9 protein-coding genes are annotated in these 13638 nt (G+C 55.1%); 8 read left to right on the forward strand and 1 reads right to left on the reverse strand.

Going from position 1 to position 13638, the window contains the following annotated elements:
* The first annotated feature begins 28 nt into the window (after window positions 1-28).
* Window positions 29-2455 carry a glycoside hydrolase family 31 protein gene (locus NSU14_RS07750; RefSeq protein ID WP_340943991.1) on the forward strand — a complete coding sequence of 809 codons (2427 nt, stop codon included), beginning with the start codon at window positions 29-31 and terminating at the stop codon, window positions 2453-2455.
* A 334-nt stretch (window positions 2456-2789) separates the two neighbouring features.
* Here NSU14_RS07750 and NSU14_RS07755 read toward each other — a convergent pair whose 3' ends face one another.
* A complete protein-coding gene (locus NSU14_RS07755; RefSeq protein ID WP_340943994.1) occupies window positions 2790-4295 on the reverse strand; it encodes an alpha/beta hydrolase family protein in 1506 nt (501 codons plus the stop codon).
* 226 nt (window positions 4296-4521) lie between these two features.
* On the opposite strand from NSU14_RS07755, the gene NSU14_RS07760 reads away from it, so the two are divergent.
* The 7 genes from NSU14_RS07760 (at window position 4522) to NSU14_RS07790 (ending at window position 13149) form a co-directional block, all read left to right on the forward strand.
* Complete coding sequence (locus NSU14_RS07760; RefSeq protein WP_340943996.1) at window positions 4522-5037, forward strand: hypothetical protein; 516 nt, start codon at window positions 4522-4524, stop codon at window positions 5035-5037.
* 204 nt (window positions 5038-5241) lie between these two features.
* Window positions 5242-7035 carry a sensor histidine kinase gene (locus tag NSU14_RS07765; RefSeq protein WP_340943999.1) on the forward strand — a complete coding sequence of 598 codons (1794 nt, stop codon included), beginning with the start codon at window positions 5242-5244 and terminating at the stop codon, window positions 7033-7035.
* Window positions 7013-8086 (forward strand): response regulator transcription factor, encoded by a 1074-nt coding sequence (locus tag NSU14_RS07770; protein ID WP_340944001.1) that lies wholly within the window; start codon window positions 7013-7015, stop codon window positions 8084-8086. Before NSU14_RS07765 ends, NSU14_RS07770 begins: the two co-directional genes overlap by 23 nt.
* A gap of 106 nt (window positions 8087-8192) precedes the next feature.
* Window positions 8193-9515 (forward strand): ABC transporter substrate-binding protein, encoded by a 1323-nt coding sequence (locus NSU14_RS07775; protein ID WP_336103884.1) that lies wholly within the window; start codon window positions 8193-8195, stop codon window positions 9513-9515.
* A gap of 32 nt (window positions 9516-9547) precedes the next feature.
* Window positions 9548-10435, forward strand: coding sequence for a carbohydrate ABC transporter permease (locus NSU14_RS07780; RefSeq protein ID WP_336103883.1), 888 nt, complete (start codon window positions 9548-9550; stop codon window positions 10433-10435).
* A gap of 11 nt (window positions 10436-10446) precedes the next feature.
* Window positions 10447-11304 carry a carbohydrate ABC transporter permease gene (locus tag NSU14_RS07785; RefSeq protein WP_340944007.1) on the forward strand — a complete coding sequence of 286 codons (858 nt, stop codon included), beginning with the start codon at window positions 10447-10449 and terminating at the stop codon, window positions 11302-11304.
* Window positions 11305-11319: 15 nt separating this feature from the next.
* Complete coding sequence (locus tag NSU14_RS07790) at window positions 11320-13149, forward strand: glycoside hydrolase family 5 protein (RefSeq protein ID WP_340944009.1); 1830 nt, start codon at window positions 11320-11322, stop codon at window positions 13147-13149.
* Window positions 13150-13638 lie beyond the last annotated feature (489 nt).

Raw genomic sequence — 13638 nt, forward strand, 5'->3', positions numbered from 1 at the left:
CTTATCTACGCAGAAATGAGGTTTATCGATGAATACAACAACTCAAGAGCTGCTGCCGCTTCCGGAGCACTTACGGTTCGCATCTGAACCAGCCGCAAGTGCAGGAGCAGTCATTCAGGGCGAATGCTACCGGTTCACGGTGCTTACTCCGGCGCTGATCCGGATGGAATACAGTCCGCAGGGGGGCTTCGAAGACCGGGCGACCCAAATGGTGATGAACCGTAAGTTCCCGGTTCCTGACTTCCGGGTGACCGATCTCGGGAACAGGCTTGAAATCATGACGGACCGCCTGCAGCTCACCTATGACAAAGCGCCATTCTCCCGGCATGGGCTGAGTGTGAAGGTGAGGAATGAATCCGGGCATTTGCTGAGCGTCTGGCACTATGGGGATGAGGTGCAGGATCTCGGCGGTACCGCGCGCACGCTGGATAATGCCGACGGTGCCATTCCGCTGGAGCCGGGACTGCTGTCAATTGCCGGGTATACGGTGGTTGATGACAGCCGTTCTCTGCTCATGGAGGCAGACGGCACGGTGCAGCAGCGGGAGCAGGACGGGCTTGATCTGTATTTGTTCGGCTATGGCCATGAATACCTGAAGTGCCTGAAGGATTTCTACCGGCTGTGCGGCAGCACTCCGCTGCTGCCCCGCTATGCGCTGGGCAACTGGTGGAGCCGGTATTACCGGTATTCAGAGGAAGAATACATGTCGCTGATCCAACGCTTCGGACAGGAGCAGCTTCCGTTCTCGGTGGCTGTAATGGACATGGACTGGCATCTGGTCGATATTGATCCGAAGTACGGCAGCGGCTGGACCGGCTACACCTGGAACCGGGAGCTGTTCCCGGACCCGCAGCGGTTTCTGACCTGGCTGCATGGCAGGGGCTTGCGCGTAACGCTGAATGTCCATCCCGCTGACGGGGTACGGGCCTTCGAGGAGCCGTATCTGGCAATTGCGGCGGAGCTGGGCATGGACCCGGAGCAAGGGGAGGCAGTGGAGTTTGATATTACCGATCCGCAGTTCCTGCAGGCCTACTTCAAGTTCCTGCATCATCCCCTGGAGGAAGAGGGTGTAGACTTCTGGTGGATCGACTGGCAGCAGGGCGGGATGACTAAGGTTCCGGGTCTTGATCCGCTGTGGATGCTGAACCACTATCATTATCTGGACAGCGGGCGGCGGGGGAAGAGGCGGCTTACCTTCTCGCGTTATGCAGGTCTTGGCAGCCACCGTTATCCGGTAGGGTTCTCCGGCGACACGATCATCACCTGGGAGTCGCTGGACTTCCAGCCGTATTTTACGGCAACAGCGTCGAATAGCGGGTATGGCTGGTGGAGTCATGATATCGGCGGCCATATGGGCGGGTATCTGGATGATGAGCTGGCACTGCGCTGGGTGCAGTTCGGCGTATTCTCCCCGCTGCTGCGGCTGCACAGCTCAGCCAGTCCGTTCAACAGCAAAGAGCCATGGCGGTTCAATCGAATTGCCGGGGAGGCTATGAAGGATTCCCTGCGTCTGCGGCACCGCCTGCTGCCTTATCTGTATACGATGAACCGTTATGCCAGCCGGGAAGGGTCTCCGCTGGTCCAGCCGATGTATTACCATCACGCAGAGCAGCGGGAAGCTTACGGGGTGCCGAATCAGTATTATTTCGGCACCGAGCTGATCGCTTGCCCGATTACCCAGCCTGTACATTCCAAGACAGGCGTGGCGGAGTTCAAGGCCTGGCTGCCGGAAGGGCTGTGGACCGACTTCTTCAGCGGAAGAGTCTATGACGGCGGCAGAAGGCTATCCTTGTACCGCACGCTGGAGCAGATTCCGGTGCTGGCGAAGGCGGGGGCCATCGTGCCGATGGCCGATCTGAGCGGGCATACATCAGCGGTAGACAATCCGCAGCAGCTGGAGGTAAGGGTGTTCGCCGGAGCGGACGGCCAGTTCCAGCTCTGGGAGGACGCAGGTGACACTGCGGAAGACCTGGACGGGAACTGGTGTGTTACCGGGATGGCCCTGGCATGGGAACAAGCCGGACAGTCGGCGGTCTTCACCATTCAGCCTGCGCAAGGTAATACTGCGGTGGTGCCGGAGCGGCGGAGCTGGAAGCTGGTCTTCATGGGCTGTGCAGAGACGGAGGTGACAGTCCAGGCTGGAGGAGCAGCGGTTGCGGGCGAAACCAAGTATAATGAGGCTTCGCATACTTTGACCGTGACTGTGCCGGAGCTGGAGGTGACTGAGGAGCTGACGGTAACGCTCACTACGGCGCGGGTTGCGGTGAACCGGGTGGAGGAAGAGGTATTTGCGCTGCTAAACCGTGCACAGATCCGGTTCGACCATAAGGAACAAATCTATCAGCTGGTGAAGGAGAGCTCAGGTCCTGCGGCTACGCTTGCCGCGCTGACTTCTCTGGAGCTGGAGCCGGCGCTGTATGGGGCGATATGTGAGATTGTGACGGCCCGGCTGTAAGCGGGCTGCGTCTCCGGATGCGAAGCGCGGAGTATAATGTGAAGCGCGAAAGGTGAAGCATGGAACATGAGGAATGAACATGAGCGTGAGCATGAACATGAGCATGAACATGAGCATGAGCATGAGTATTGAGCATAAGCATTCAGCATGAACATAAGTATGAGTATGGGTATGAGTATGAGCATGAGTATGAACACGAACATTAAGCATAGAGCGTTCAGTGTTGTCCCCCTGAGAATTCCCCGTCTGCATAAACGGGGAATTCTCAGGGGGACTTTTTGAAGCCGGGCAGGTGGAGCATTCAGGATGGAGAATTAGATTCTGATAGGGGAGATTAAGGCCTAACCACCTCCACATACCCGGCATTCGTCCCGGCATTCGTCCCGGCAGCGGTCCTGGCAGCGGTCCCGGCATCCGTCCCGGCAGCGGTCCCGCCATCCTCTCCATCCTCTCCATCCTCATGGATTTCCTTCAAATGCCTGTTGAAGAAATCCAGCACAAGCTGATTCACAATTTCGTTGCTTCGCCCGCCGTCAATGCTGCCCGTCATTCCGGTGTACTTCAGCAGGCTTGAATAGAGCTGCAGATCTGTAAAGTTGAAGTGCGCTGTGCCTTTGATATAGAGCTTGCCGCCCCCGCTTAGCCTGGCATTATTCATTATTTTTTCCTCGGCATCGATATCCGGAACTGCAATCCGCTTCTTCCGGTTATAGTAATCCTCCGACTCTATGAACAAAAACGGTTTACCCAGGGACGGACCTGTGAGGGTATACAAGCTTCCATCCAGATCAATTCCCGCTTTAAGCTCAGGAATGGAGAACATCGCCTCGTACGCAGCCGCTCCACCGAAGGAGTGTCCAGCTATCCCAATGTGATCAGTATCTATGTAATCTGCGAATTGCTGCTTCAATTGGCTGAGGACAAAGCGGTTATCGTCGTTCCATACGTTGCCCAGCTGCGTTCCTGTTGCAATGAAATGATCACTGCTTAAAGACTCACTGAAACCGGTAACTGTGCCGTCTGGAAATAAAGTAGCCGCTGTACTGTAGGTATGATCTACGGCCGCTACAATATAACCGTTCGATGCCAGGTTCTCTGCAAGTGTGGTATGCAGCAGGCTGGAGGTGCCGTTACCATGATTGATCAGGATCAGCGGATAAGGTCCTTCTGAGCGCAGCCAGTCCACATTAGGATAAGCATTCATATGAATGTACTGCCAATAATCCAGGGAGAATGGTGGGATGCCCAATGATCCGGCAAAAGCGGACGTCAGCTTCCGGTTGCTTTGTCTATCACCAGGCAGCAAAGGTGCGGTCTGGCGATCATTCTTTGCAGTGGCCGGATACCAGACATAAACCATCAGCTCCCGTGAATCCCCGGGGTCAGGTGTCTGAGGTTCAGGCCGGCTGCTGTCGGTGAGATGTAGAGTCTGGATGCCAACGGCATATGGCCCTGCCGGAGCGGGGAACTTCACAACAGGAATCGTGGAAGACAGTACTGCCGAGCCGATCACCATAAGTATACCTGTTGCAGTACCTGCAACTACACAGAATCGTTTCAGCGAGCGGAATGCAGATTCCCCGGTTTTTTGGCCAGCGGATAACAGCTTCTGCGAGCGGCCTCTGATTATGCCTGCCATGCGGAGGATCATGCCAAGCAGCACAATTACATACACACCCGCCATTTGCCAGCGGTACCCTTCGATCCAAAGCTGTGCCGCGCACAATGTAATACTAATAGAAGATAATACCAATTTTACCTTGAGAAATAACTTGCCTGACACGAAGCTGAACATTAATAATAATGCTGACACGGTCAAAATAATCTCCAATACTCTCATATGTACCTCCTATATTTATATCCACAGTAAGACCGCATGCTGCGTACCTTCGCCTCTCTAAAGTGTACAGACTGAAGGTTAAACTCAGGTATCCGCCGGGTTTAAATTTGGGTTAAAAGGTTCCTTCGGCCAGGCACATCCCACGAAATCAGCGCCAAAGGGCGGCACAGGCCGCTGTAAAATGATAGAATAGTAGTCATAGTCTTTGACGGGGAGTGAATTTCTTATGAAAAAGATTGCTGCCGGATTCATTGCCGGGGCGATACTGATGGTGGGTGCGCAGGCGCTGGGCGCTTCGGCAACACTGGTAGGAAAGGCAATTCAGGCGGAGTATACCGTGAAGGTGTATGGCAAGAAGCTGGCCGATCCGGCCATCGTAATTGACGGCAAAAGCTATGCGCCCGTACGCGCAATCGGTGAATTAGCCGGGTTCAAGGTTTCTGTAGAGGGCAAAACGATCAGCCTGGATGAGAAGTCAGACGGAGGCGCTTCTTCCTCAAGTGATAAGAATGCTATTCTCCGCCCGGTGCCGGTGATTACGCCTGATCCCGCCTTAACCGTTACCAAAAGCAAAATCGAAGTCATTGACGCTAAAATTGATACCGCAGTCAATAATATTCTGGCCACCAGCAGCCTGCTGAAAGCGAGTCCGGACAGCGCCGAGCTGAAGCAGAAGCTGGAACAGTATAAAGATGAATACGCTGACCTGCTGAAGCAAAAGGATCTCGAACTGCAGAAATAAGCAGGAGCACGCGCAAAGCAACAGGAGCAGGATGCCCCATACGCCGTGAATGAAATGAATCATGGCTGCGGGGCATCCTGTTTGGTGTGCATGGACCTAACAACAGTAACCCGCAATATTCTCAGCACCGTATTGTCTGGCCTGATCCGGCATGCTATATTTTGACGGTAAAAGCAATCCAGCTTCGCAGAAAGGAATCAGCCTATGATGAAGCGGACAAGTCTCCGGGTCCGGCTCCTGGTCATCATGATTTGCCTGACCACATTGCCGGTGCTCACTGTTACCACCATTGCCACGTACAATACGCGGCAGTCTGTGGAGAAGGAAATGATCAATGCGAATAACTCCCGGATGCAGTGGGCGGACCAGTATCTGGATGAGCTGATTGAACAGCTGGATACCCTGTTCTATACCCTGCAGATTAACCCGCAGCTTATGGCGGGGCTAACGGGTACGGACAGCCCGGACATTAGTGTCCAGTACCGTTCACTGAACAATATCCGCGAAGCCATAACCTCGCAGTTCTATACGAACTCCCGGAAGGTAGACGAGCTTACACTGTACATGCATGACCAATTGAAAGCCATTTCCGTTGACTTCGTGAATAGTGGAAGCGTTTCCCCGCTGGATATCGGTGAGGGGCCCTGGAGCCGGCTGCCCTACGGGCCGGTCAACATGTATTTCAAGCAGAACGTCAGCGGCATCTATGCCTACCACGGCATTAACCGGTTCGAGGATCACCGGCTGCTCGGAGGCATCGGCGTGCGGATCAACCGGGAGGTATGGGAGGAGGTCAGCCATATTCTCCAGTCCGAAGACGAGAGCTCGGTCTTCCTGCTGAATGATGAGGGCGAGCTGCTCTCCGGCTCGAGCATTTCCGAGAGCTCCGGTGATATCGGCAGGCGGCTGCAGAGCCTTGCCGTCTCTGAGCATGAACTGGAATTCCGGCAGGAGGACGGCTATTTCTTCTTCATGAAAAAAGTGGCCGACGGCCAGCTTACCGTTGTGAAAGCCATTCCCTTATCCACTGTCGCTAAGAGCGCACGGCCTACGATTGCTGCCGGTTTTCTGACCGGAGGCTTGTTCATGATTGCCTCCATTCTGCTGTCCATCCTGTTCTCGCTGCGCATTACCCGCCCGATTGTCAGTCTGGCGGTGTCGATGCGCAAGGCGCATGTCAGCAACTTCGAACAGCACTCGGTGCAGAGCCGTGATGAGATCGGGCTGCTGGAGCGCGGCTACAACTCGATGATGGAGCGGATCCGGGAGCTGATTGAGGTGGAATACCGTCAGGAGATTGAAGTCAAGAATGCCCAGCTGCTCGCCCTTCAAGCACAGATCAACCCGCATTTCCTGAACAATACGCTCCAGCTGATCGGGGGAATGGCCTTATCGAGGAATGCCGATGATATTTATAACATCACCCGGGTAATTGGCGACCTGCTGCGTTATTCGATCAGCAATGAAGGCGGGCTGGTGAAGCTGGAGGAAGAGCTTAAGCATGTGCGCAACTATGTGTTCATTCAGGAGAACCGCTTCCTGGGGCGCTGCAGCGTGGTGATTGAGGCGGATGAGTTCTCCCGCGCCAGTCTGCTGCCGCGCTTCACGCTGCAGCCGCTGGTGGAGAACGCTTTTGAGCATGGGCTGCAGCCGCAGCGCGGGCACTGGAGGCTGCTGATCCGGATCCGGACCGTCGGCAGCCGCACCGTATTCATAGTTAAGGACGAAGGCGTCGGCATGACGCCGGAGCGGCTGGAGGAGATCCGTGCGGCACTCCGGGGGAATGTCACGATGCTGGCCGATCCCGGGGCGGGAGAGCTTCCCCGGCGGAGAAAGGGCATCGGCCTGCACAACGTCCATTCGCGGCTGGTGCTGCAATTTGGAGAGAAATATGGAATGCGTATATACAGCAAGGCCGGGGCGGGAACACTGGTTGTGATCCAGTGGCCTGCGGCCGCAGAGGGGGGAGAGCGGAATGCTGAAGGTTCTGATTATTGACGATGAGCCCTGGTCCAGACAGGTCGTGAAGTCGCTCGGCGCCTGGGAAGAACACGGAATGCAGGTAATCGGTGAAGCGGAGGACGGAATCGAAGGACTCGAGCTGGTGGAGAAGCTTCATCCGGGGCTCGTAATTACCGATATGCGGATGCCCGGACTGGACGGGGTAGAGCTGCTGGAAAGGCTGAAGCATCAGTACCCGGAGGTGCAGATTATTGTGATGAGCGGATATGATGACTTCGTCTACCTGAAGCAGGCGATCCGCTCGAAGGCGGTTGAATATCTGCTGAAGCCGGTGGACCGGGCAGAGCTGAATAACGTTCTCTCAGAATGCGCGAAGGAGCGGGAACGGCAGCGCTTAACCGGTTCACCGCTGATGCTCATGGATCAGCCGCTGATGGAGCGTTATCTCGCCTACCGCCAGCGGATCTACGATCAGCTGCTGGCGCTGAACAAGCCGGCGGCAAGAGAAGAGCTGGAGAAGCTGGGACGGGAGCTGGAACGCTCGGTGCCGCAGCATCAGCTGGAAGCAATGATCGAGCGGACTGCCCGTGATTTGCTCCTGCTAGCAGGTGAAGCCGCGAAGACAAACGGGGGGGTGACGGCAGCGGATGCGCCGGATACGCCCGATAGACCTGATAAGCCATGGCCGTCGGTTCAGGCCATGGTGGCGGGGATCGGGGATCACTTCACAGAGCTGATCAACACGCTTCTGGAGCAGCGCAAGAACCGCGTTAAGCTTGATCTGGCGGAGGTAGAGGGCTATATCCGGAATCATTACCTGGAGCAGGTGTCTCTGGAGGGCATCGCCGCACATTTCCTGGTGACGAAGGAGCATCTCAGCCGCGCTTTCAAGGCCGCAACGGGAGATACGGTACTCGACCGGATTACCCGGCTGAGAATGGAGCGGGCCAGAGAGCTGATCGCAGGGCGTGACATGCCGATCAAGGAGGCTGCCGGACTCTGCGGGTACGAGGATCTGGCATACTTTTACCGTGTCTTCAAGAAGCACTACGGCATTACCCCCGGAGAGCTGCGCAGCGAGAAATGAAAGCGTATCAATATAATGCAACTCCCGATGTTAATATCCTCAAAAGACGCTGCCCCTTATATCCCCTAGACTAAAGAGGCAGACATAACAGAAGGGGGTAACAGAAATGAAGAAAGCGCTTAATACAGCAATGACACTGATGCTTGTTCTGGGGATTGTATCGGGGTGCAGCTCCGGTTCAAATGGAAATACGCCAAGTGAGAGCGCAAGCAGCAAGCCGCAGGAAAGTGCGGCGGCAGCAGCGACAGAAGGCCCGGCCCAAAAAGTGGAACTGAAGGTATTCATGAGCTTCCCGCGTTTTAAGGATCAATTCGATAAGTATTTCGAGCAATTCAAGGCCAAGGAGCTGGCGGAGAAAAATATTGATGTCACCGTCAAGCTGGAGATGCCGAACCCGGATCAGGCCAAGCAGATTCTGGAGACCCGGATGGCCTCAAATGATGCGCCGGATGTATTCACTCTCCATGCGATTGCGGATGTGCCCCGGTATTACAAGGCCGGCTATCTGAGCGATCTGTCGGATCAGGACTTCGTACCGAAGCTGTATGACAGTGTCCGGCAGACCGTTACCTATGATGATAAAGTTGTAGCCCTGCCGCTGGAGAGCCTGTCCTGGGGTTATCTGTACAACAAGCAAATCTTCAGCGAGCTCGGCATTCAGCCGCCGCAGACACTGGATGACATGCAGGCAGCGATTGACAAGCTTAACGCAGCCGGGATTAAGCCGTTCGAGCTGAGCTTCCAGGAATCGTGGATTCCGCAGCTGATGATGGCGCTGTCTCTTGGAGGCATCGTATCCTCCGAGCATCCGGACTGGGTGGAGAAGATGAACAAAGGTGAAGCCTCCTATGCCGATGTGAAGGATGTCTTCAACATTATTGATCTGATTATGGCTAACGGCACGGATAAACCGTTTGAGGTGGGCAGTGCGGCAGGGTCAACAGATTTTGCTAATGGCAAAGCGGCGATGTGGGTGCAGGGACCGTGGCAGGCGGAATCCATCCTCAAAGCCAATCCTGATATGGAATTTGGTGTGGCTCCGCTGCCAGTCAGTAACGATCCCGCGGCTACACAGATTAATCTGGCGACCTCGACATCTCTGGCGGTATCCCCTAACAGCAAGAACAAGGATGTGGCGCTGGATCTGGTGAATTATGTGCTGGATGACCAGGATTCTTCGGCGCTGTTCGAGGAGCTGAAATTTAATCCGGTGGCGAAGCAGCACACCTACAATACCTATCCGTGGGTGACCGAGGCCAGCTCTTATGTCTCCGAAGGCAAGGCTTATCTGGATCTGTCGCTCCCGAACGGCGTAACCGATGAGACGGCCAAGCTGCTTCAGAGCTATTACACCAAGGGTGTAACTCAGGAGGAATTCATTAAAACGCTCGACAAGACCTGGGCCAATGCGGTAAAAGCAGGTAACTAAGGAAACCCAGAAACAGCATAGGAGTGATAGAGATGAGTGGAAGCAATAAAAGCAAACAGTCGCTCATTCTGCTGGCCTTCGTGTTTCCCGCCCTGCTGTTCTACGCCGTATTCATGCTTGCTCCCGCCTTCGGCGGGGCATGGTACAGCTTCACGGACTGGAACGGATTGAATCCCGCCTACCATCTGGTGGGATTCGCCAATTACATCGAAGCGCTGACGGATGATGCTTTTTTCATTGATTCAGTCTGGTTTACCCTGAAATTTGTAGTGTTTATGGTCGTGCTGCAGAATGTGCTGGCCGTCCTGCTGGCGGTACTGATCGAATCACGCCGCCGCAGCAAGGCCTGGTTCCGGACGATCTTCTTCATGCCCAACATGATCAGCATGATTATCGGCGGCTTCATGTGGCTGTTCATCTTCACCAAGGCGCTGCCTTATATCGCTGAGCATGCGGGCCTGGCTTTTCTGGACCAGTCGTGGATCGGCGACCCGAAATACTCCTTTCTGGCGATTGTCATTGTCTCCTTGTGGGGCGGCGTAGGTTACCTGATGGTGATCTATATTGCGGCTCTGCAAGGGGTGCCGGATGCGCTCAAAGAAGCGGCTGCAATCGACGGCGCGAACAGCTGGCAGACCTTCCGCAGCATTACGCTGCCTATGGTCTATCCGGCTGTAACGATCGGTATCTTCGTGACGCTGAACAGCTCGTTCAAGGCCTTTGATGCCGTGTTCGCGCTCACCGGGGGCGGGCCGGGAAGAGCGACGCAGGTGCTTGCGCTGAATATTTTTGAGGAAGCGTTCAAGATGAGCGGCCGTTACGGCTACGCCAGTGCCAAGGCGATGATCCTGTTCCTGGTGGTCCTGGTGATCACGCTGATACAGCTGAGCATCATGAAACGAAGAGAGGTGGAGGCATGAGTACCGTCCGGTTGAATTCAACATCTAAGTCCGGTATTGCGGGGCGGCGCAGAGTGTCTTCGGTGATCATATTTCTTTTTCTGCTGGCAGGTGCCGTAATTACGCTCTTTCCGGTCTACATGGGGGTGCTCAACTCTCTGAAGACGGAAGGGGACATGATGAATAATATTCTGGCTATTCCGAGTAAGCTGGAATTCGGCAACTATAGTGATGCTTTTGAGAAAACCAATTTCCTGCGGAGCCTCGGCAATACCGTGGTGGTCGCAGCTACCGGCCTGGTCGGCATTATTCTATTCTCGTCCATGGCCGGCTATAAGCTGTCCAGAACACCCGGCAGACTGAGCACGTTCCTGTTCAACCTGTTCGTCCTGTCGATGCTGATTCCGTTCCATTCGATCATGATCTCGCTGAACCGGATCTCCATGAAGCTGGCGGTGCAGGGCACAACGGTCGGCCTCGGCCTGATCTATATCGGGCTTGGCGTGTCGATGGCCATCTTCCTGTACCACGGATTCGTCAAATCGGTCCCCCGGGATCTGGATGAGGCTGCGGTGATCGACGGCTGCGGGGAGGTCAGGCTGTTCACTACGATTATTTTTCCGCTTCTGCTGCCGATTACGACAACTGTGGCGATTCTCAACCTGCTGTGGATGTGGAATGACTTTCTGCTGCCGCTGCTCATGCTCACGGATGCCGATCAATATACGCTGCTGCTGTCCACCAACATGCTGTTCGGACAATATGGCAATAATGACTGGTCGGCGATTCTGTCTTCGCTGGTGCTGACGATGCTGCCCGTTGTAATTCTATATCTGCTGCTGCAAAAATATATTCTGAATGGCATTGCCGAAGGCGCCGTCAAAGGGTAAAGGGAGGAAATACAAATGATTCACCCGGACCATCATGAAGTAAGCGGGTTTCTCTATGCAGACGGACACCGCTTAAGAAACGGGGAAGGGCGCGAGCTGCTGCTGCGCGGTGTAGGGCTTGGAAGCTGGCTGCTGCCTGAAGGGTACATGTGGCGTTTCCCGGAACAGGGAGACCGTCCGCGCCGGATCGAAGCGATGATTATAGCGCTTATTGGTGCTGACAGGGCGGAGGCGTTCTGGGAGACCTATTATGACCGCTATGTGGCCGAAGCGGATATTGCGCGGATTGCCGCAGAAGGCTTCAACTCGATCCGGATTCCGATTAACGCCCGCTATATCCTGCGGGAAGAAGAGGGAGTGTCCGGCTGGCATGAGGAGCATCTGGTGCGGCTGGATCAGATTATCGGCTGGTGCAGGGAGCACAGAGTCTACGCCATTCTGGATCTGCATGGAGCACCCGGCGGCCAGACCGGAACGAATATCGACGACTCCGCGCAGGATCTGCCGGAGCTGTTCACGGATGAACGCAACAAGCAGCTGACCATCGCCATCTGGCGGATGCTCGCCGGGCGGTACAAAGACGAGTGGATCGTTGCGGGCTATGACCTGCTGAATGAGCCGCTACCGGACTGGTTCTCGCAGTACAATGACCAGGTGATGCCGCTGTACCACGAGATTATCGCGGCTATCCGGGAGGTTGATGCCCGGCATATGATAATTCTGGAGGGTGTGCACTGGGCGACGGACTGGTCGATCTTCGAGGGATTGCCGGATAATAAGCTGCCGGATGATAATGTAATGCTGCAGTTTCACAAGTACTGGAACAATCCCGATACGGAGAGTATTCAGAAGTATCTGGACGCAAGAGAGCGGCTAAATCTGCCGCTGTTCATGGGCGAGGGCGGGGAGAACAATAAGGACTGGTACGCCGGTGCATTCCAGCTGTTTGAGGATCACGGCATCTCCTGGAACTTCTGGACCTGGAAAAAGCTCGACACCGATAATTCCCCCTGTTCCATCGTTCTTCCGCAAGGCTGGCACAAGCTGGTCAGCTATCTGGAGGGAGGCGTGAAGCCGGAGCGTGTGGAGGCACAGGCGATTCTGGATGAATATCTGCACAACCTGAGTCTGGACCATTGTGTGTACCATTCAGATGTTGTCCATTCGCTGTTCCGGCGGCTGCCGGTGCGGATTCCTGCTATCTTTTATGGCTACAAGGGGAGCGGTCTGAGCTTCGGGAGAGCTCCCGGCAGGCAGGCTGCGGCAGGCATCGGCTTCCGGGAGGAGGACGGAATGGACTTCCGCTTCGTGGAGGGAGACCGGACGGTACCCAATTTCCAGCATGGCCGCGGGGAAGTCTGGCTGCCTGAGGAGAGGCTGTGTGTCGTACTGGCCGAGGGCGACTGGGCGGCGTATGAATTTACGGTTGCGGACCGGGATTCGGAGCGGCTGAGCCCGGAGGATACGGAGGGCTTGCGGGAGCGGCAGGAGTCACGGGACCCGGAGGATGCGCCAGAGTTGCAGAGCTTGGAGGAACCGGGGGACACGCAGGAGTCGCAGGACACGCGGGTCTTGGAGGAGTCGCAGGACACGCAGGGCTCGGAGGATAGGCAGGATTCGCTGGCTCTGGAGCTGCGGGTCCTGATGAGCGGGCCGGACAGTGAGCTGATGGTGAAGCTGGATGGTCAGGAGATCGGCCGGATTCACGGTAATGCCTCGGACTCCGGGCAGGACTGGCGGACGGTGCGGATTCAGAGTGATCAGCAGCTTGAAGCTGGAGCACATGAGCTGACAGTCAGCGCTGCGGCTGGTGCGGCATCCCTGGAGTGGCTGGATTTGCGGTAGTGCAAAGGTGCTGTAAAGGTACAACATGAAGGTACAGTAAGGATGCAGCGAAGGAACAGTGTGGGTACGGTAAAGGTACAATGAGAGTGCAGTAAAGGTAGAGTAAAGGTACAGTAGATGTACAGCAAAGGTACAAAGAAGGTATAGTATGGATACAGTGAAGGTACGGCGAGAGTGCAGTAAAAGTAGAGTAAATGGTAGGGTAGAGGTAATGTAAGAATAGAATATAATTAGAGTGAAGGTAAAGTAGAGGTACAGCGAAAGTACAGCGAAGGTACAGCGAAGGTACAGCGAAGGTACAGTAAAGGTACAGTATGGGAATGCAGACAAGCATGCCCGCCTGCGCTAACAGGATCATTCAGCTAATGTGATAAGGCTCGTAAATTGCGTTTCCGCAGTTTGCGGGCCTTTTTGTATGCAATAATACTTTGTTACCTTTGTTACCTTTGTTACCTTTGTTACCTTTGTTACCTTTGTTACCTCAGGAAT

Source organism: Paenibacillus sp. FSL R10-2771, assembly GCF_038000205.1.
GTDB classification, from domain to species: Bacteria; Bacillota; Bacilli; order Paenibacillales; family Paenibacillaceae; genus Paenibacillus_AQ; species Paenibacillus_AQ phytohabitans.